Raw genomic sequence first — 18,674 nt, forward strand, 5'->3', positions numbered from 1 at the left:
CGCTCTCCTGTGCGAGTTGGGTTCGGGTTGCACCTGCTTGCCCGTTTGCGGGCGAGTAAGGTGGGAAAACGGTGAAGCGGTGATGCCGGCTCAGATGCTCCAGCGGGCAGTGAGCAGGCGTTCGTTGAGCACGCCCGGGGCCACGGGTTTGGGCCGTCGGGCCAAGGCGCTGTGGAACAGTTCCAGTGAATCCTCAAGCCGCGCCTCGAGCGCGGCGGCCAGTTGCGCGGGCTTGCCGTGCTCGCCGTAGGCGATCTGGCTGTCGTCGGCGAAGATCCCTTGCAGGGTCTCTTGCGCCTTGAGTGCCGACAGCACCGGCTTGAGGGCGTAATCCACCGCCAGCATGTGGGCGATGCTGCCGCCAGTGGCGATTGGCAAGACGACCTTGTGCTCCAGCGCGCGCTCAGGCAGCAGGTCGAGCAGGGTTTTCAGCGCACCGGCGAAAGACGCCTTGTACACCGGCGTGGCGACTACCAGGCCGTCGGCCTGGGCGACCAGTTGCTGAAAGTGCTGGACCTGTGGGCTGTCGAAGCGGGCGTGGAGCAAGTCCTCGGCCGGAAATTCGCGCACCTGGAAGGTCACCACCTCCACGCCCCGATCCTGCAGCCACTGGCGCGAGCGCTCGAGCAGCACGCCGGAGCGTGAACGGGTACTGGGGCTACCACCGAGAGAAACAACCAGCATGAAAACGCTTCCTTCGATTCGATTGCAGAGCCGCGAGGAGTTGGCCCCGCTGGAATGGAATCGACATTAACAGGCTGTCACATATATCTAGAAATCATATTTTTTCATTTGTTTATTCCATTTTGACGAAAAAGTGATTTCGGCGGGTGCTCCTGTGGATGCGGTAGCGAATGTACTGGCGCATTCGCGGGTGAACCCGCTCCCACAGGGTGGGCGGTGATCCTTTCAGGCACGGGATTACCCGCGAAGAGGTGCCTCGGAGCAACTAATCACAGCCCCGATTCATCCCAACTTCCATATCGTCGATCAAGGCCTTGGCCATGGCACTGAGGATTCGGGCGGCGCTGCCTGACATCTGGTCGCCTTCCATCTCCGCCTCGCAGGTCAGATGGCGGATGCACCCCAGCAACACGGAGAGTTCGTCGAAGGCTTGTTGGAAGGGGATGTCGGGTTGGATGCGGTACAAGTCCAGGCAGGTCTGGACGCCTGCGGTTTTCCAGATAATGGGCTTTTCCATGGTCAGCTCTCTGCGCGGTTACAGGATCACCACCACCAGAGCCTTTCTCACGAGGTAGGGTGGCAGCCGTACACGCGGGGTGAGAAACCGAGGCGCAAGAGGAACTCGGCCAGACCGAAGTCTGCCCGGGCACGGCTGCCATAACAGGAAGGCCAGCTCTCTACGCAGTCGGGTTCTCACACCCGGTCGCCAAATAGGACGACCCGGCGACGTTATCCCCGGGGTGTTGCCCCAACAATGCAGCGGCTTCCGGCAGGTGCGTAGGATAGGTCGTTACCTGCAAAGGCCTGAAGCGCTTGGCTTGAGGTTCGGAAATATCCGACACATTGGAGGTCGGCACGCTCCTACAGGGGACACCACCAATCTCCGCGCATAAAAAAGGGCCGTCGAAACGGCCCAAAGATCCCTGCTATGGCTAAGAGCAATGCAACGAGGATTCCTTAACGATTCGGTTGCGGGGTCAGGCGCAGATAGGGTTTGACCGCCCGGTACCCTTTGGGGAAGCGCTGTTTGATTTCATCTTCGTCTTTCAACGAAGGCACGATCACCACCTCGTCGCCATCCTGCCAGTTCGCCGGCGTGGCCACCTTGTGGTTGTCGGTCAGTTGCAGCGAGTCGATCACCCGCAGAATTTCGTTGAAGTTGCGCCCGGTGCTGGCTGGGTAAGTGATGGTCAGGCGCACCTTCTTGTTGGGGTCGATGACGAACAGCGAGCGCACCGTCAGGGTGTCGCTGGCGTTGGGGTGGATCAGGTCGTACAGGTCGGACACCTTGCGATCGGCATCGGCGAGGATCGGGAAGTTGACCACGGTGTTCTGGGTCTCGTTGATGTCATCGATCCAGCGGGTGTGGGAGTCGACCGGGTCCACCGACAGGGCGATGGCCTTGACGCCGCGCTTGGCGAATTCGTCCTTGAGCTTGGCAGTCAGGCCCAGCTCGGTGGTGCATACCGGGGTGAAGTCGGCCGGGTGGGAGAACAGCACACCCCAGCTATTGCCCAGCCATTCGTGGAAGCGGATCTTGCCGGCGCTGGATTCCTGTTCGAAATCGGGGGCGATGTCACCGAGTTTGAGGCTCATGGGGGTGGGCTCCTGTGCTGTGTCTGGTCGATGGATTCAATGTGCCTGCATTCGATTAAAAACAAAAAGAATAAATATTGATTTATTTATAACCATTAGGCATTTCTAGTTGCAGACATAAAAAAGCCTCGCACTAGGCGAGGCTTTTTGTGCAGCTACGACTTACATGAAGGCGTAAGTGTAGTTGACGATGAAGCGAGTCTGGTCCTGGTCGTTCGCTGATCCCGAACCGGTGCCACGGTAGACACCTTGGCGCAGGCTGAAGCCCAGACCTTTGAGGGTACCTTCCTGCAGCACGTAATCGATCCGTGCGTCACGCTCCCATTCACTGAAGGTGCCATGGCCATCGGAGCTGCGGCCATCCTCGCCACGCAAGTAGGCCACAGAAGCCTTCAGGCCCGGCACGCCCAGGCGCGCAAAGTCATAGGAATACTGACCGAAGGTAGTGTTCTCACCAGCCTTGGCGAACTGGTTGATCATGCTGTCGGTGAACAGATAGAAGCTCGACCCACCGGCACCTTCATCGACCAGGCTGCCTTGGTTCAGCCATACGAAACCGCCATCGTCGCTGACCTGCTGATGACCGAGCATCAGAGAGTGGGCACCGAGGGTGTAGGTGAACATGGCGGACCAGGTCTTGTTATCAACCTCGCCAGGGTTCTTGGCGTAGCCGTTGTTGTTCTTGAACTCGTAACCCGCTTCGCCGTTGCGGCCATCCTTGCTGCTGTCGAAGTAGCGCAGGTCGGTCTTAAACGACTGGTCATCAGCGATCTGGAACACGTGTGTCGCGCCCAGGAAGTGCTGTTTGTAGAAGTCTTCGAGGTTGGAGTAGTAGTACTGCAGGGTCAGGTCCTTGGTGACCTTCCAGTCAGCACCGGCGTAACGGAACTTGTTGCTTTCCTGGGTAGCACCCTGGACAGAGAGACCTGTACGGTTGCTGGAAGCACGGCCCATCGCATGGGTCAGTTGACCTGCGTTGATGGTCAGGTTGTCGATTTCCTTCGAGGTGATGGTGCCACCCTCGAAGGTCTGCGGCAGCAGACGGCCATCGTTGGAGACCAGGATCGGCAGGTTCGGTGCCAGGGCGCTACCGAAGTGCGCTTCGGTCTTGGAGAAACGGGCCTTGGCGTTGGCGCCGAAGCGCGCCCACTGGCTCGCGGAGCCGTCGCCATCGTCAGGGAAGAAGCCACCTTTGTGGTAACCCTGACCACCATCCAGGTGGATGCCCCACAACGCTTGAGCATCGACACCAAAGCCCACAGTACCTTCGGTGAAGCCCGAAATGTAGTCGAGCTTGAAGCCCTGGCCGGATTCACGCTGGTCCGGGCGCGGATCGCTGTGAGCTTCACGGTTGTCATTGTTGAAGTACATGGTGCGCGAGCTCACGGACAGCTTGCTGTCCTCAACGAAACCGGCAGCGCCTGCTTGTTGGGCGAGAACCCCCAGTGCCACGGCCAGGGCCAGGCTGGACTTGTACATGTTTTGCTCCTCTACGTTCTAATTCTTGTGTATCTCAAGCGGCAGGATCTTTTGCCCCGCTCGCCATGGATTGGGCGATTTAGCACCAAACAGTGTCTGCGAAGTCAATCGTTACCAATCGTTTCGCGACTTTGGTCTAAGACGCCGCTTGCGCCACAGGATAATGACAATCCTATAAATCCAAAATGACCGTTTTATGACTTTTTAAGATTTTTAAGGAATATATTTGAAACCTTTACTCCCCTTCGTTGTATAAACCATATTTCCTTATTCCTAATGGTTATTTGCAAACGTTTGCCCATAACTGACTTCACGTCCTCGCAAAACCGAAAAAGCGTAGCTGCCATTCCAGGCTTTGCCAGTGAAGCTGACTCCCCGATCAAGAAAACCAGCCATTGGTTCCTAAGCTAATTCTAAAAAGTTATTTATTTTTGATTTCTTAGATCACTTAGTCTCTTCGTCAACCCAGCCCTGATTTGCCTGACGAGGAGCTCATCCATGATCCCGCACACTCCGTTGCGCCTGTTCGCCGCCCTGACCCTCGCCAGTGCCAGCTGGCTTGCCCAGGCCGCCGACTTGACCGTCGCCTACCAGACCACCGTCGACCCAGCCAAGGTCGCCCAGGTCGATGGCACCTATGAAAAAGCCAGCAATGCCAGCATCGACTGGCGCAAATTCGACAATGGCGCCGACGTGATCACCGCCGTGGCCTCCGGCGATGTGCAGATCGGCTACCTGGGCTCCAGCCCCCTGGCTGCCGCGGCCACCCGCAAGCTGCCGGTGGAGACCTTCCTTATCGCCACTCAGATTGGCGCAGGCGAAGCGCTGGTCGCCCGCGACAGCATCAAGACGCCGCAGGATCTGATCGGCAAGAAGGTCGCCGTACCGTTCGTTTCCACCGGCCACTACAGCCTGCTGGCCGCCCTCAAGAACTGGAACATCGACCCGAGCAAGGTGCAGATCCTCAATCTCGCCCCTCCTGCGATCATCGCCGCCTGGAAGCGTGGCGACATCGATGCCACCTACGTCTGGGACCCCGCCCTGGGCGTGGCCAAGGAAAACGGTAACGTGCTGATCACTTCCGGCGAGCTGGCCAGCAAAGGCGCCCCGACCTTCGATGCGTGGATCGTGCGTAAAGACTTCGCCGCCAAGCACCCGGACATCGTCAAATCGTTCGCCAAGGTCACCCTCGACGCCTACGCCGACTACCGCAAGGACCCGAAAGCCTGGCTGGCCAACCCCGACAACGTCAGCAAACTGGCCAAGCTGTCCGGCGCCAAGCCCACCGACATCCCGGTACTGCTGCAGGGCAACGTCTACCCGTTGGCCAGCGACCAGGCCAGCGCTTTGGGTGCTCCGACCACCCAGGCACTGACCGACACGGCCAACTTCCTCAAGCAACAGGGCAAGGTCGAGGCGGTGCTGCCGGACTACTCACCGTACGTCAGCGCCCAGTACCTGCCCAACTGATCCAGCTCTCCCACAGGTACAGCGGTGTTATCGAGAGCAGCGCAGAACATGTGGGAGCGGATTTACCCGCGAATGTGTCGGTGAATTCAAAACAGCATTCGCGGGTAAACCCGCTCCCCCAGAACCGCGCAACCTCCCACCCTCGCACGACACGTCACGACGGAGCCTGCCATGGCCTTGCTCGAACTGGAGCGTATCAGCGCACAGTACCCCGGCACCGATGCCCCGGTGCTGACCGACATCAACCTGAGCCTGGGGCCACGCCAGTTGCTGGTGGCCCTGGGCCCCTCCGGCAGCGGCAAGACTTCGCTGCTCAACCTCATTGCCGGCTTCGTCGCCCCCAGCGCCGGTCGCATCACCCTCGACGGCAAGCCGGTCGAAGGCCCGGGTGCCGAGCGCGGCGTGGTGTTCCAGGATGACGCGCTGCTGCCTTGGCAGAACGTCCTGGGCAACGTCGCCTTCGGCCTTGAGCTGGCAGGCGTCGCCCGCGCAGAACGCGAAGCCAAGGCCCGGGAAATGCTCGCGCTGGTCGACCTCGCGGGATTCGGCGACCGGCGTATCTGGCAACTTTCCGGCGGGCAAAAGCAGCGCGTGGGCCTGGCCCGCGCGTTGGCCGCCGACCCGCGCGTGCTGCTGATGGACGAACCCTTCGGCGCCCTCGACGCCTTCACCCGCGAGCAGATGCAGGAGCTACTGCTGCAGGTCTGGCAGCGCACCGCCAAGCCGGTGTTCCTGATCACCCATGACATCGAGGAAGCCGTGTTCCTGGCCAGCGAGCTGGTGTTGCTAGCGCCCAATCCTGGACGGGTGGTCGAACGCCTGCACCTGGATTTTGGCCAACGCTACGCCGCGGGTGAATCGGCCCGGGCGATTAAGTCCGACCCACGTTTCATCGAGACCCGCGAGCACGTCCTGGCGCGGGTGTTCTCTCAACGCGAAGCCGCCCGTCGGCAGGAGTCCGCATGAGCAGCCTGGACCTGACGGCCGCCGACAAACCTGTCGCCCGGCCAACCCCAACCGCCAAGGTACGCCGCCCGTTGCCCACCCGCTGGATCAGCGCCCTGACTCTGGCCAGCCTGCTGCTGGCCTGGTGGCTGGTGACCGCCGCCGGCTGGATCGAGCCGCTGTTTTTGCCCTCGCCCGCCGATATCCTGGCCAAGGCCTGGACCTTGCTCACCCGGGGCTACATGGACGCCAGCCTCTGGCAGCACCTGTGCGCAAGCCTCGGACGGATCGGCCTGGCCCTGGTCGCCGCCGCCCTGACTGCCATCCCGGTGGGCCTGGCCATCGGCCACAACCGCGTCGCCCGCGGCATTCTCGACCCGCTGATCGAGTTCTATCGGCCGATCCCGCCGCTGGCCTACCTGCCGCTGATCGTGATCTGGTGTGGCATTGGCGAGCTGTCGAAGGTGCTGTTGATCTACCTCGCCATCTTCGCCCCGATCGCCATCGCCACCGCTACCGGCGTGCGCACCGTCGACCCGGCCAAGCTGCGCGCCGCCCAGTCCCTGGGCGCGACCAAGGCGCAGTTGATCCGCCATGTGATCCTGCCCAGTGCACTGCCCGACATCCTCACCGGCATTCGTATCGGCCTTGGGGTCGGCTGGTCGACCCTGGTGGCCGCCGAGCTGATCGCCGCCACCAGCGGCCTGGGCTTCATGGTGCAGTCGGCGGCGCAGTTTCTGGTCACCGATGTGGTGGTACTGGGGATCCTGCTGATCGCCCTGATCGCCTTCGCCCTGGAAATGGGCCTGCGCGCCCTGCAACGCAAGCTGGTGCCCTGGCACGGGCAAAGCCACTGATGAACACCTGCTCCGGCACAAAACATTCAAGCGAGACCGACATGAGCCTGACCATCACCCCCCTGAGCCCAGCGCTCGGCGCCCAGATCAGTGGCGTGGACCTCTCCCGCGATATCAGCGTCGAGCAACGCGATGCCATCGAGCAGGCCTTGCTCAAGCACCAGGTGCTGTTCTTCCGAGACCAGCCCATCACCCCTGAGCAACAGGCCCGCTTCGCCGCCCGCTTCGGCGACCTGCACATCCACCCGATCTACCCCAACGTGCCGGATACCCCGCAGGTGCTGGTCCTGGACACTGCCGTCACCGACGTGCGCGACAATGCGGTCTGGCACACCGACGTGACGTTCCTGCCCACGCCCGCCCTGGGCGCGGTGCTCAGCGCCAAGCAGTTGCCCGCCTTCGGCGGCGATACCCTGTGGGCCAGCGGCATCGCGGCCTTCGAGGCGCTGTCGGCGCCACTGCGGGAGATGCTCGATGGCCTGACCGCCACCCACGACTTCACCAAGTCCTTCCCGCTCGAGCGCTTCGGCACCACGCCCGAAGACCTAGCGCGGTGGGAAACCACCCGGCGCAACAACCCGCCGCTGTCGCACCCGGTGGTGCGTACCCACCCGGTCAGCGGGCGCAAGGCGCTGTTCGTCAACGAAGGATTCACCACGCGGATCAACGAACTGAACGAGCAGGAGAGCGAGGCGCTGCTCAAGCTGCTGTTCGCCCATGCAACCCGGCCCGAGTTCACGATCCGCTGGCGGTGGCAAGAGAACGACGTAGCGTTCTGGGACAACCGGGTGACCCAGCACTATGCGGTGGATGACTACCGGCCGAGCCGACGGGTGATGCATCGGGCGACCATCCTGGGGGATGCGCCGTTCTGAAGGTCGCGGGTAAACCCGCTTCCACAGGGCTTGTAACGATCCTTGTGGGCGCGGATTTACCTGCGAAGAGGCGACTACCGGACCAGATGCAGGAACTGCATGTGCCGCTGATACTGGTCGAGGATGTCGTTGATGATCTGCTCCTTGTTGTAGCCCACCAGGTCGTAGTTCTGGCTACCTTCGGACAGATGCACCTCGGCGCGGTAGTAACGGCGGTTCTTCAGCTCTTGGGTGCCCAACCCGGCCAAGGCGAACGACGGGGTGAAATACCCGCGCATCTGCACTTGATAGATGAACGGCTGCTCCTCGCCCAACCCGATCTTCAAGCTGACGTTGTCGTGGCTCGGATCGTCCTGGGTGATCACGTTCAAACCCTTCTGCACGAAGACTTCAGTCACCTCGCCAATGGCCGGGCGCACCACGTCGTCCATGAAGCGGTACACCTCATCGCGTGACGGGAAGTGCACCGCCTGGCTCAAGCGCTGGCGCCAGCCACCCCGGCCACGGCGCGACACGGCGAACGGCGCGAGCGAGTGCATCTGCGCGATCTGCCGCTGGGACTCCAGGTAGAACGCTTTGTGCAGCCCCCACATCATGCACAGCAGGATCAGCGAGAACGGCAGCGACGTCAGCACCACCGCCGACTTGAGCGAGTCGATGCTGCCGGCGAACAGCAGGCTGCTGGTGATCAACGCGGTCATGGCGCCCCAGAAGATGCGCAGCCAGTTCGGGCCATCCTCATCAGCATCGCCGCCCTTGGCCGACAGCGTGGAGAGCACGACGGTGCCGGAATCCGCCGATGTGACGAAGAACACGAAGCTGATGAACACCGTCACCGCGATGACGGTCTTGCTCCACGGGTAGGTCTCCAGCAGCAGGTACAGGCTCATGGACGGGTTTTCCAAGGCCGATTGGCCCAGGGCGGTCATGCCGTGGTCGAGCACCTGGGTCATGGCGCTGTTGCCGAAGATCGACATCCACGCCAGGGTGAAGCCCAGCGGGATCAACAGCACACCGAAGACGAACTCGCGGATGGTCCGGCCACGGGAGATACGTGCGATGAACAGCCCCACGAACGGCGCCCAGGCAATCCACCAGGCCCAGTAGAACACGGTCCAGCCGCCCAGCCAGTCGCGGTTCTCGCCATAGGCATAGACATCGAAGCTCTTGCGCGGCAAGGCGCCGAGGTAGTCGCCCAGGTTCTGGATCAAGGTGTTGAACAGGTGCTGGGTGGGTCCTGCGAACAGCACGAACAGCAGCAGCGCACAGGCCAGGAACAGGTTGATGTCGCTCATCACCCGCACCCCCTTTTCCACCCCGGCGACCGCCACAGCCACCGCGGCGCCCATCATCAGGACGATGAGCGCGACCTGTATCCACTGGCTGTGGCTGATGTCGAACAGGTAATCCAGGCCCGCGTTCAGGTGCAGCACACCAAAGCCCATGTCGGCGCCCAAGCCGAAGACCGTGGCGATGATGCCAAAGCCGTCGACGGCGTAGCCGATCGGCCCGTTGATGCGTTTGCCGATCAATGGATACAGTGCCGAACGCAGCGCCAATGGCAGATTGTGGCGATAGGCGAAATACGCCAGGGCCATGCCGACGAAGGCGAACACGCCCCAGCCATGCAGGCCCCAGTGCAGGAACAGCAGCTCCATTGCCTGGCGCCCGGCCTCCACCGTGCCACCCTCGCCCTGGGGCGGTTGCAGCATGTGGGTGAGCGGTTCGGAGACGCAGAAGAAGAACAAGGTGATGCTGATGCCGGCGGCGAACAGCATCCCAGCCCAGGACAGGTAGCTGAACTCGGGCTCGTCGTGGTCAGCACCGAGCTTGATCTTGCCGTAGCCCGACAAGGCGGTGACCACCACGAAGACCAGGTACAGGGTCATGGCCAGCATGTAGTACCAGCCGACGGTGTTGGCCGCCCAGTTCTGCGCCGCGAGCAACCAGTCGCCCGCCGCTTTGGGGTTGGCGATGACCACCAGGCCGAAGATGAGAATGAAACTGGCCGCGAAGTAGAACACCGGAGGGTTCATGCGGATCTTGCCATTGGCAAGTGAGGGGGTCGGTGCACTCATTGGGCGCGCACCTCATGCAGCGTTGAAAGACTCGGATTGAACGGGTTCAGCAAAGGGGATCCTCCTGTTGAACACCGGCAATGGACCAGCGTTTTTACTTTGAACAAGCGTTCAAGTTAAACACGGATCGGTTTTCAACGCGACCTCGCCCGACCGCTGAACCGGTCATTTGCAGTGAATTCCGACACGTTCGCGGTTGAACCCGCGCCTACAAGTCCAGCTCGATCCTGGCGTCAGCGCCGGACCTGTAGGCGCGGTTACAACCGCGAATGGGGCGCCATAGAAGGCATCGGTTACGGGCTATTTCTGCCCTTCACACTCCAACTGCAGATTCGCCTGGGTGATGTTGCTCTCGGCCGGCACACTGCGGGTCAACCAGACATTGCCGCCGATGGTCGAGCCCTTGCCGATGGTGATCCGCCCAAGGATGGTGGCCCCGGCGTAGATGACTACATCGTCCTCGACGATCGGGTGGCGCGGCTCGCCCTTGTGCAACATGCCGGTCTCGTCCGCCGGGAAGCGCTTGGCGCCCAGGGTCACGGCCTGGTAGATGCGCACCCGCTCGCCGATGATCGCGGTCTCGCCGATCACCACGCCGGTGCCATGATCGATGAAGAAACTCGGGCCGATCTGGGCGCCGGGGTGAATATCGATGCCGGTGGCCGAATGCGCCAGCTCCGAGCTGATCCGCGCCAGCAACGGCAGGCCGGCCCGGTACAAGTGGTGAGCCAGGCGGTGATGGATGATCGCCAGGATCCCCGGATAGCACAGCAGCACCTCATCGACGCTGCGCGCCGCCGGGTCACCGTGATAAGCGGCCAGCACGTCGGTATCGAGCAGTACACGCAGGCTTGGCAGTGCCGCGGCAAAGCCTTGGATCAGCTGCAGGGCATGGGCGTCGACGTCCTCCACCTCGGCCTTGCCATGGCGCGAGGCATAGCGCAGTTCCAGGCGTGCCTGGGCCAGTAACGCAGTGAGTGCGGCATCCAAGGTATGCCCGACATAGAAGTCTTCGCTCTCTTCACGCAGGTCCACCGGGCCCAAACGCATGGGGAACAACGCCCCGCACAGCTGCTCGAGAATCTGGCGCATCGCCTCGCGCGAAGGCAGCTCGCGCCCGCCCTGTTCGCCGCTGCTGCGGCCATTGCGGGTTCGCCATTGCTCGCGGGCGCTGCGCAGGTCGCTGACGATGGTCTGCAGTTGCCAGTGTCCGGTGGATGGATGTTCGCTCACGGTGGTCTCCTGGATCGAGGCTGTGCGGGCCTTCATGGGAGCGGGCCGCGCTATGGATTCAACTGTACGGCAAATCCAGTACTTGGAAAAAACAACGCTTTATTCCATCCTGCGCTAAGTCGGGTATAAGCAGCGCTGACAGAGTGTGTAATCCTCGCCTACCCTCAATGCTGTCCAATTCGACAATGCTTATAAAAAGAAATAACAAAATAAATTTTTATTATTTCCAGGCCTATAAAGGCCACCTCTATAGTCGCCACCCACTACTTCCACAACAAGCGCGGGGCCCTACATGACCAAATTCGCCAAACCCCTTCTCAATGCCAGCCTGGCCCTTGTGCTTGGTACCGGCCTGTTCAGCCATGCGTTCGCAGGCGAGCAGCTCAAGACCATCCAGGAAAAAGGCAGCATCAGCGTCGGCCTGGAAGGCACCTACCCACCCTTCAGCTTCGTTGACGAAAACGGCAAGCTCGCCGGCTTCGAGGTCGAGCTGTCCGAACTGCTGGCCAAAGAGCTGGGCGTGAAGGCCAAGCTGCAGCCAACCAAGTGGGACGGCATCCTCGCCGCGCTGGAGTCCAAGCGCCTGGACGTGGTGATCAACCAGGTAACCATTTCCGACGAGCGCAAGAAGAAGTATGACTTCTCCGAGCCCTACACCATCTCCGGCATCCAGGCCCTGATCCTGAAGAAGAAAGCCGACCAGCTGAACATTCACAAGGCCGCGGACCTCGCCGGCAAGAAGGTCGGCGTAGGCCTGGGCACCAACTACGAGCAGTGGGTGAAGAAGGACGTTCCTCAAGCCGACGTGCGCACCTATGAAGACGACCCGAGCAAATTCGCCGACCTGCGCAACGGCCGCATCGACGCCATCCTGATCGACCGCCTGGCCGCCCTGGAATACGCCCAGAAAGCCAAGGACACCGAACTCGCCGGCGAAGCCTTCTCGCGCCTGGAGTCGGGCGTGGCCCTGCGCAAGGGCGAGCCTGAACTGCTCGAGGCGATCAACAAGGCGCTGGACAAGCTCAAGGCCGACGGGACCTTGGCCAAGCTGTCCGAGAAATATTTCGGTGCCGACGTCACTAAATGATTTCCGAAAGCCTGCAACTTGTCATCGACTCCACGCCCTTCCTGTTGAAGGGCGCGGGTTATACGGTGCTGCTCAGTGTAGGCGGCATGTTCTTCGGCCTGGTCCTGGGCTTTGCCCTGGCCCTGATGCGCCGCTCGAAGATCCTGCCGCTGGACTGGCTGGCCCGGGTGTATGTGTCGTTCTTCCGTGGCACGCCGCTGCTGGTGCAGCTGTTCGTGATCTATTTCGGCATGCCGCAGATCGGTATCGAACTCGACCCGATCCCGGCTTCGCTGATCGGCCTTTCGCTGAACATGGCCGCGTACATCTGCGAAATCCTGCGCGCGGCGATCTCTTCGATCGACCGTGGCCAATGGGAGGCTGCCGCCAGCATCGGCATGACCCGCACCCAGGCCATGCGCCGAGCGATCCTGCCCCAGGCCATGCGCACCGCCTTGCCGCCGCTGGGCAACAGCTTCATTTCCCTGGTCAAGGACACCGCCCTGGCGGCGACCATCCAGGTGCCTGAGCTGTTCCGCCAGGCGCAGCTGATCACCGCCCGGACCTTCGAAGTCTTCACCATGTACCTGGCTGTGGCAGTGATCTACTGGATCCTGTGCACCATCCTTGCGCACTTCCAGAACCGCATGGAAGCGCGGGTCAACCAGCACGACCAGGAGCACTGAAGATGATCGTAGTAGAAGGCCTGACCAAGCAGTTCAAGGGCCAGACCGTGCTCAACGGCATCGACCTGACCGTCCAGCCCGGCGAAGTGGTGGCCATCATCGGCCCCAGTGGTTCGGGCAAGACCACCTTCCTGCGTTGCCTCAACCTGCTGGAAACGCCCGACGCCGGACGCATCCAGATTGGCGACATCAGCATCGACGCCAACCGCTCGCTGGGCAGCCAGCAAGGCGCGATCCGGCGCCTGCGCCAGCAGGCCGGCTTCGTGTTCCAGAACTTCAACCTGTTTCCCCACCGCACCGCCCTGGAGAACGTCATCGAAGGGCCGGTGATCGTCAAGAAGACACCCCGGGACAAAGCCGTCGAACTGGGCCGGCGCCTGCTGGCCAAGGTCGGTCTGGCGGGCAAGGAAGACGCCTACCCTCGGCGGCTGTCCGGTGGCCAGCAGCAACGGGTGGCCATCGCCCGGGCCCTGGCCATGGAGCCGGAAGTGATCCTCTTCGACGAACCGACCTCTGCGCTCGATCCTGAGCTGGTCGGCGAGGTGCTGGCGACCATCCGCGGCCTGGCCGAGGAAAAGCGCACCATGATCATTGTCACCCACGAGATGAGCTTTGCCCGGGACGTGGCCAACCGGGTGATCTTCTTCGACAAGGGCGTGATCGTGGAGCAGGGTGAAGCCAAGGCGCTGTTCGCCAATCCCAAGGAAGAGCGGACGCGGCAGTTCCTGCGCAAGTTCCTGGGCACCGCAGCCGGCTGATTTTTCTCGCTGTCCCCCTTACCTATTCGCGGGTAAACCCACTCCCACAGTTCTGTAGGAGCGGGTTTGCCCGCGGATGCGTTCGCGTGCGCGACACAAAAGCATGGCTTCTATACATAGTCCAAAAAGTTAGTTCATAAAGTTTTTATAAGCGAATAGGGTATATAAACCGGACCACCGGACCAGCAAACGTCAGTCGCCGCCAGCGACGCTTTTAACTTTTGTGAGGTAAGGAATGGTCTGGTCCACAAGCGATCTCGACAGCTCACCCCCGCTACTGCCGGCCAAGGTATTGCGCAACGACGCCGAGGCCCTCCAGGCCGCTCGGGAACTGGCCGACGCGGCCCGTCAACAGGCCTCGCGCCGCGACCAGCAGCGCAAGCTGCCCTGGGCCGAGATCGAACAATTCACCCGCAGCGGCTTGGGCAGCATCAGCATTCCCAAAGCCTTTGGCGGACCCGAGGTCTCGTTCCAGACCATCGCCGAAGTCTTCCGCGTGATCAGCGCAGCCGACCCGGCCCTGGGACAGATCCCACAGAACCAATTCGGCATGATTCAACTGCTGCGCCTGACCGCCACCGAGGCCCAGCAAGCCGTGCTGTTCCGCTCCGTGCTCGACGGCTGGCGCATCGGCAATGCCGGGCCTGAACGTGGCACCAAGGACACCCTCACCCTCAAGGCACGGATCGTCCGTGACGGTGAGCAATATCGCATCAGCGGCGAGAAGTTCTATTCCACCGGCGCCCTGTTCGCCCATTGGGTCGCGGTCAAAGCCCTGGATGAAGAGGGCCGCCAGCGCCTGGCCTTCGTCCGCCGGGGCAGCCCGGGCCTGCGCATCGTCGACGACTGGTCCGGCTTTGGCCAGCGCACCACCGCCAGCGGCACCGTGTTGCTGGATCAAGTCCCGGTGGACGCCGAGCTGGTGGTGGACAACTGGCGCCAGCGCGAGGTGCCCAACACCCAGGGCGCGGCCTCGCAGTTGATCCAGGCCGCCATCGATGCCGGTATCGCCGAAGCGGCCATCGACGATGCCATTGCCTTCGTGCGGGAAAAATCCCGCCCCTGGATCGAAGCCAAGGTGGATAGAGCCAGCGATGACCCCTATGTGATCGCCGACATCGGCCGTCTGAAGCTGGAGCTGCATGCCGCCGAGGTCTTGCTGCGCAAGGCCGCCCAGGTACTCGACGAGGTCAATGCAGGTCCGGTGGACGAAGCGTCGGCAGCCCGCGCCTCGATCGCCGTGGCCGAGGCCAAGGTGCTGACCACCGAGGTGGCCCTACAGGCCAGCGAGAAGCTGTTCGAGCTGGCCGGCAGCCGCGCCACCCTCGCCGAATTCAACCTCGACCGCCACTGGCGCAATGCCCGCGTGCATACGCTGCACGACCCGGTGCGCTGGAAATACCACGCCGTCGGCGCCTGGCACCTCAACGGTACCCGCCCTGCCCGTCATTCCTGGATTTGAGTGAGCCTGCGCCAGCACCTGCACTGAACCTGCAGGGCTGGCGACAGCCTGCGATGGGGCACGGAGCAGCCCCTTACGATCCGCACTGGAGAAGCACATGAACGCACTGACCCACCCCACCCCCAAGGCGGCGGTCATCACCAGCGATGCCCAGGCTCTGGCCGTCGCCGAGGACCTCGCCCAGCAACTGCAGCGCGACAGCGCCCAACGCGACCGCGAACGCCTGCTGCCCTACGCCGAACTCGAGCTGTTCACCCGCTCCGGCCTGTGGGGCATCAGCGTGCCCAAAGTCTTTGGCGGCGCCGGCGTGTCCAACGTGACCCTGGCCAAGGTCATCGCGCGCATTGCCCAGGCCGATGCCGCCCTGGGCCAGATTCCGCAGAACCACTTCTATGCCCTGGAAGTGCTGCGGGTAAACGGCACGCCCGAGCAGCAACAGCGCCTCTACGCTGAAGTCCTGGCGGGCCGACGCTTCGGCAACGCACTGGCCGAGCTGGGCACCAAGACCGCCCACGACCGCACCACCCGCCTGAGCCGCGACGGCGATGGCCTGCGTATCAACGGTCGCAAGTTCTACGCCACCGGCGCCCTGTACGCCCAGCGCATCCCCACCTCGGTGGTCGATGATGCCGGCGTTCAGCAATTGGTGTTCGTACCCGCCGACAGTCCAGGCCTGCAAGTGATCGATGACTGGAGCGGCTTCGGCCAACGCACCACCGGCAGCGGTTCGGTAGTGTTCGACAACGTGCCGGTCCGCGAGGAAGACGTAGTGCCGTTCCAGAGCGCCTTTGACCGCCCGACACCCGTCGGCCCCCTGGCGCAGATCCTCCATGCCGCCATCGACACCGGCATCGCCCGCGCTGCCCTCGAGGACGCCCTGCACTTCGTGCGTACCCGCAGTCGGCCGTGGGTCGACGCGGGGATCGACAAGGCCAGTGACGACCCGCTCACACTCAAAAGCTTCGGTCATCTGGCCATCCGCTTGCACGCTGCCGAGGCCTTGCTGGAGCGGGCCGGGGAATTCCTCGACCGGGCCCGCGACGACAGCAGTGCCGACAATGTCGCCGCCGCCTCCATTGCGGTGGCAGAAGCCCGGGCGATCAGCACCGAGGTCTCCCTCGCCGCCGGCACCACCCTGTTCGAACTGGCCGGCAGCCAGGCCACCCTGGCCGAGCACAACCTGGACCGGCACTGGCGCAACGCCCGAGTGCACACCCTGCACGACCCGGTGCGCTGGAAGTACCACGCCATCGGTAACTACTACCTCAATGGGGAAAACCCGCCGCGTCGGGGGACCATCTGATGGCCAAAGAGATCCTGCTCAACGCCTTCAACATGAACTGCGTCGGGCATATCAACCATGGCCTGTGGACCCATCCACGGGACACCTCGACCCAGTACAAGACCCTGGCCTATTGGACCGATCTTGCGCGCCTGCTGGAGCGCGGCTTGTTCGATGGCCTGTTCATCGCCGATATCGTCGGCACCTACGACGTGTATGGGCAGTCGCTGGACGTGACGCTCAAGGAGTCGATCCAGCTGCCGGTCAATGACCCGTTACTGCTAGTCTCGGCCATGGCCTCGGTCACCCGCCACCTGGGCTTCGGCCTGACCGCCAACCTCACCTACGAGGCGCCCTACCTGTTCGCCCGGCGCCTTTCCACACTCGACCACCTGAGCAATGGCCGGGTCGGCTGGAACATCGTCACCGGTTACCTGGACAGCGCCGCCCGGGCCATGGGCCTGGCCCAGCAACCCGAGCACGACCGGCGCTACGACCAAGCCGATGAATACCTGCAAGTGCTGTACAAGCTGCTCGAAGGCAGCTGGGATGACGACGCCGTGGTCGCTGACCGTGAGCGGCGGGTCTATGCCGAACCGGGCAAAGTGCGCAAAGTCCAGCATCAGGGCGAGTTCTACAAGGTCGAGGGCTACCACCTGTGCGAGCCTTCGCCGCAACGCACGCCGGTCTTGTTCCAGGCCGGCAGTTCGCCCCGGGGCCTGGCGTTCGCCGGCCAGCACGCCGAGTGCGTGTTCATCAGCGGTCAGGACCAAGCCGCCACCCGCGCACAAGTCGACAAGGTCCGTGCCGCCGCCCGCGCCGCTGGCCGCGACCCAGGAGCGATCAAGGTGTTCATGGGCATCACCGTGATCGTCGCGCCCACCGAAGCCCAGGCCCGTGCCAAGCACGCCGAATACCTGCGCCATGCCAGCCCCGAAGCCGGCGTGGCGCACTTTGCCAGCTCCACGGGTATCGACTTCGCCGCCTATGGGTTGGACGAACCGATCGGCTTTGCCAAGGGCAACGCGATTCAGTCCGCCACCCGCCAGCTGCAGGACAACGTCTGGACGCGCCGCCGCCTGCTGCAACAGCACGCCCTGGGCGGGCGCTACGTGACGCTGGTCGGCGCGCCCGAGCAGGTCGCCGAGCAGTTGATTGACTGGATCGACCACACCGGCCTGGATGGTTTCAACCTGACCCGCACTGTCACCCCGGAAAGCTTCGAAGACTTCATCGACCTGGTGGTGCCGGAGCTGCAACGGCGTGGCCGCTACAAGACCGCCTACAGCGAAGGCACGCTGCGCGAAAAACTGTTCGGCGCTCGTCACGCCTACCTTCCCGCCGGCCACCCCGGCGCCACCTACCGCAACCCGATCCCTGCCCCGACTGGAGCCCTGCACCATGCTTGAGAAACTGTTCCGGCCTGTCGCGGCCGCTGTCTTGTCCCTGAGCCTGAGCGGCGTCGCCCTGGCCGCCGAGCCGCTGAAGATCGGCACCACCGCAGCTTTCGCCATCCCACTGGAAGCGGCGGTGGAGGAAGCCCACAAGCAAGGCCTGGAGGTGAAGCTGATCGAGTTCAGCGACTGGATCGCCCCCAATGTCAGCCTCAACAGCGGCGACATCGACGTGAACTACTTCCAACACATCCCGTTCCTGGAAAATGCCAAGGCCGCCGCCGGCTTCAACCTGGTGCCTTACGCCCCCGGCATCATCAACAACGTCGGGCTCTACTCCAAGCGTTACAAAAGCTTCGCCGAACTGCCCGAAGGCGCCAGCGTGGCCATCGCCAACGACCCGATCAACAGTGGGCGCGGCCTGCAATTGCTGGCCAAGGCGGGGTTGATCACCCTCAAGCCGGGCGTGGGCTACAAAGCCACCGAAGACGACATCGTCGCTAACCCCAAGAAACTGAAGATCTTGCAGGTCGAGGCCGTGCAACTGGTGCGGGCCTATGACGACGCCGACCTGGTCCAGGGCTACCCGGCCTACATCCGCCTGGCCAACAGCTTCGATCCGACCTCGGCGCTGCTGTTCGACGGCCTGGAGAACAAGGAGTACGTGATCCAGTTCGTGATCCGCCCACAGAGCAAGGATGACCCGCGCCTGGCGAAGTTCGTCGACATTTACCAGCATTCACCGACCGTGCGTGCCGCGCTGAACAAAGCCCATGGCAGCCTGTACCAGGCCGGCTGGGAGGGCTGAG

The 18,674-nt window shown here is 62.8% G+C and carries 17 protein-coding genes; 11 read left to right on the forward strand and 6 right to left on the reverse strand.

Annotated elements, in window-relative coordinates; genetic code table 11:
• Window positions 1–90: 90 nt before the first annotated feature.
• The 4 genes from ssuE to HMPREF3173_RS07095 form a co-directional block, all read right to left on the reverse strand.
• A complete protein-coding gene (gene ssuE, locus HMPREF3173_RS07080) occupies window positions 91–684 on the reverse strand; it encodes an NADPH-dependent FMN reductase (RefSeq protein WP_070090814.1) in 594 nt (197 codons plus the stop codon).
• A 265-nt stretch (window positions 685–949) separates the two neighbouring features.
• Entirely contained in the window at window positions 950–1,201 is a 252-nt protein-coding gene (locus HMPREF3173_RS07085) for a DUF3077 domain-containing protein (protein ID WP_043208284.1), read from the reverse strand.
• A gap of 440 nt (window positions 1,202–1,641) precedes the next feature.
• Window positions 1,642–2,280, reverse strand: a complete 639-nt coding sequence (locus HMPREF3173_RS07090; protein ID WP_043208283.1) for a peroxiredoxin — start codon at window positions 2,278–2,280, stop codon at window positions 1,642–1,644.
• Between the two features lie 162 nt (window positions 2,281–2,442).
• The gene (locus HMPREF3173_RS07095; RefSeq protein ID WP_070572026.1) at window positions 2,443–3,759 is read right to left on the reverse strand and encodes an OprD family porin; all 1,317 of its coding nucleotides are present in this window, start codon (window positions 3,757–3,759) and stop codon (window positions 2,443–2,445) included.
• A gap of 498 nt (window positions 3,760–4,257) precedes the next feature.
• Between HMPREF3173_RS07095 and tauA the strand changes: the two genes are divergently transcribed.
• The 4 genes from tauA (at window position 4,258) to tauD (ending at window position 7,906) form a co-directional block, all read left to right on the forward strand.
• Window positions 4,258–5,229: a taurine ABC transporter substrate-binding protein gene (gene tauA / locus HMPREF3173_RS07100; protein WP_070572027.1), complete on the forward strand. Its 972-nt coding sequence runs from the start codon at window positions 4,258–4,260 to the stop codon at window positions 5,227–5,229.
• A gap of 171 nt (window positions 5,230–5,400) precedes the next feature.
• On the forward strand, window positions 5,401–6,195 hold the full coding sequence (gene tauB, locus HMPREF3173_RS07105) for a taurine ABC transporter ATP-binding subunit (protein ID WP_043208280.1): 795 nt from the start codon (window positions 5,401–5,403) through the stop codon (window positions 6,193–6,195).
• Window positions 6,192–7,031: a taurine ABC transporter permease TauC gene (gene tauC / locus HMPREF3173_RS07110; protein ID WP_070572028.1), complete on the forward strand. Its 840-nt coding sequence runs from the start codon at window positions 6,192–6,194 to the stop codon at window positions 7,029–7,031. Before tauB ends, tauC begins: the two co-directional genes overlap by 4 nt.
• 41 nt (window positions 7,032–7,072) lie before the next feature.
• Complete coding sequence (tauD, locus tag HMPREF3173_RS07115) at window positions 7,073–7,906, forward strand: taurine dioxygenase (RefSeq protein ID WP_070572029.1); 834 nt, start codon at window positions 7,073–7,075, stop codon at window positions 7,904–7,906.
• A 74-nt stretch (window positions 7,907–7,980) separates the two neighbouring features.
• Here tauD and betT read toward each other — a convergent pair whose 3' ends face one another.
• Both betT and epsC read right to left on the reverse strand, forming a co-directional pair.
• On the reverse strand, window positions 7,981–9,942 hold the full coding sequence (gene betT, locus HMPREF3173_RS07120; RefSeq protein ID WP_167358082.1) for a choline transporter BetT: 1,962 nt from the start codon (window positions 9,940–9,942) through the stop codon (window positions 7,981–7,983).
• Between the two features lie 342 nt (window positions 9,943–10,284).
• Window positions 10,285–11,217: a serine O-acetyltransferase EpsC gene (gene epsC, locus HMPREF3173_RS07125; RefSeq protein WP_070572270.1), complete on the reverse strand. Its 933-nt coding sequence runs from the start codon at window positions 11,215–11,217 to the stop codon at window positions 10,285–10,287.
• Window positions 11,218–11,509: 292 nt separating this feature from the next.
• Here epsC and tcyJ point away from each other — a divergent pair, with 292 nt between their 5' ends.
• The 7 genes from tcyJ (at window position 11,510) to HMPREF3173_RS07160 (ending at window position 18,673) form a co-directional block, all read left to right on the forward strand.
• Window positions 11,510–12,304 (forward strand): cystine ABC transporter substrate-binding protein, encoded by a 795-nt coding sequence (gene tcyJ, locus HMPREF3173_RS07130; protein WP_043208272.1) that lies wholly within the window; start codon window positions 11,510–11,512, stop codon window positions 12,302–12,304.
• Window positions 12,301–12,969 carry a cystine ABC transporter permease gene (gene tcyL / locus HMPREF3173_RS07135; protein ID WP_043208270.1) on the forward strand — a complete coding sequence of 223 codons (669 nt, stop codon included), beginning with the start codon at window positions 12,301–12,303 and terminating at the stop codon, window positions 12,967–12,969. The genes tcyJ and tcyL overlap by 4 nt, the downstream gene beginning before the upstream one ends.
• A 2-nt stretch (window positions 12,970–12,971) precedes the next feature.
• Window positions 12,972–13,727, forward strand: coding sequence for an L-cystine ABC transporter ATP-binding protein TcyN (gene tcyN, locus HMPREF3173_RS07140; protein WP_043208268.1), 756 nt, complete (start codon window positions 12,972–12,974; stop codon window positions 13,725–13,727).
• A 235-nt stretch (window positions 13,728–13,962) separates the two neighbouring features.
• Window positions 13,963–15,189 (forward strand): SfnB family sulfur acquisition oxidoreductase, encoded by a 1,227-nt coding sequence (locus tag HMPREF3173_RS07145; RefSeq protein WP_070572031.1) that lies wholly within the window; start codon window positions 13,963–13,965, stop codon window positions 15,187–15,189.
• Between the two features lie 97 nt (window positions 15,190–15,286).
• Window positions 15,287–16,492 carry an SfnB family sulfur acquisition oxidoreductase gene (locus HMPREF3173_RS07150; RefSeq protein ID WP_070572032.1) on the forward strand — a complete coding sequence of 402 codons (1,206 nt, stop codon included), beginning with the start codon at window positions 15,287–15,289 and terminating at the stop codon, window positions 16,490–16,492.
• The gene (locus tag HMPREF3173_RS07155) at window positions 16,492–17,880 is read left to right on the forward strand and encodes an LLM class flavin-dependent oxidoreductase (RefSeq protein ID WP_070572033.1); all 1,389 of its coding nucleotides are present in this window, start codon (window positions 16,492–16,494) and stop codon (window positions 17,878–17,880) included. Before HMPREF3173_RS07150 ends, HMPREF3173_RS07155 begins: the two co-directional genes overlap by 1 nt.
• Window positions 17,873–18,673 (forward strand): MetQ/NlpA family ABC transporter substrate-binding protein, encoded by an 801-nt coding sequence (locus HMPREF3173_RS07160; RefSeq protein ID WP_070572034.1) that lies wholly within the window; start codon window positions 17,873–17,875, stop codon window positions 18,671–18,673. The genes HMPREF3173_RS07155 and HMPREF3173_RS07160 overlap by 8 nt, the downstream gene beginning before the upstream one ends.
• The last annotated feature ends 1 nt before the right edge of the window (window position 18,674 follow it).

The organism is Pseudomonas sp. HMSC08G10 (assembly GCF_001808425.1).
Classification (GTDB): Bacteria; Pseudomonadota; Gammaproteobacteria; order Pseudomonadales; family Pseudomonadaceae; genus Aquipseudomonas; species Aquipseudomonas guariconensis.

What these genes read in the sequence shown, in the direction of transcription:
- ssuE (WP_070090814.1), bottom strand. Translation starts at nt 684, where the DNA reads ATGCTGGTTGTTTCTCTCGGTGGTAGCCCCAGTACCCGTTCACGCTCC.
- HMPREF3173_RS07085 (WP_043208284.1), bottom strand. Translation starts at nt 1,201, where the DNA reads ATGGAAAAGCCCATTATCTGGAAAACCGCAGGCGTCCAGACCTGCCTG.
- HMPREF3173_RS07090 (WP_043208283.1), bottom strand. Translation starts at nt 2,280, where the DNA reads ATGAGCCTCAAACTCGGTGACATCGCCCCCGATTTCGAACAGGAATCC.
- HMPREF3173_RS07095 (WP_070572026.1), bottom strand. Translation starts at nt 3,759, where the DNA reads ATGTACAAGTCCAGCCTGGCCCTGGCCGTGGCACTGGGGGTTCTCGCC.
- tauA (WP_070572027.1), top strand. Translation starts at nt 4,258, where the DNA reads ATGATCCCGCACACTCCGTTGCGCCTGTTCGCCGCCCTGACCCTCGCC.
- tauB (WP_043208280.1), top strand. Translation starts at nt 5,401, where the DNA reads ATGGCCTTGCTCGAACTGGAGCGTATCAGCGCACAGTACCCCGGCACC.
- tauC (WP_070572028.1), top strand. Translation starts at nt 6,192, where the DNA reads ATGAGCAGCCTGGACCTGACGGCCGCCGACAAACCTGTCGCCCGGCCA.
- tauD (WP_070572029.1), top strand. Translation starts at nt 7,073, where the DNA reads ATGAGCCTGACCATCACCCCCCTGAGCCCAGCGCTCGGCGCCCAGATC.
- betT (WP_167358082.1), bottom strand. Translation starts at nt 9,942, where the DNA reads ATGAACCCTCCGGTGTTCTACTTCGCGGCCAGTTTCATTCTCATCTTC.
- tcyJ (WP_043208272.1), top strand. Translation starts at nt 11,510, where the DNA reads ATGACCAAATTCGCCAAACCCCTTCTCAATGCCAGCCTGGCCCTTGTG.
- tcyL (WP_043208270.1), top strand. Translation starts at nt 12,301, where the DNA reads ATGATTTCCGAAAGCCTGCAACTTGTCATCGACTCCACGCCCTTCCTG.
- tcyN (WP_043208268.1), top strand. Translation starts at nt 12,972, where the DNA reads ATGATCGTAGTAGAAGGCCTGACCAAGCAGTTCAAGGGCCAGACCGTG.
- HMPREF3173_RS07145 (WP_070572031.1), top strand. Translation starts at nt 13,963, where the DNA reads ATGGTCTGGTCCACAAGCGATCTCGACAGCTCACCCCCGCTACTGCCG.
- HMPREF3173_RS07150 (WP_070572032.1), top strand. Translation starts at nt 15,287, where the DNA reads ATGAACGCACTGACCCACCCCACCCCCAAGGCGGCGGTCATCACCAGC.
- HMPREF3173_RS07155 (WP_070572033.1), top strand. Translation starts at nt 16,492, where the DNA reads ATGGCCAAAGAGATCCTGCTCAACGCCTTCAACATGAACTGCGTCGGG.
- HMPREF3173_RS07160 (WP_070572034.1), top strand. Translation starts at nt 17,873, where the DNA reads ATGCTTGAGAAACTGTTCCGGCCTGTCGCGGCCGCTGTCTTGTCCCTG.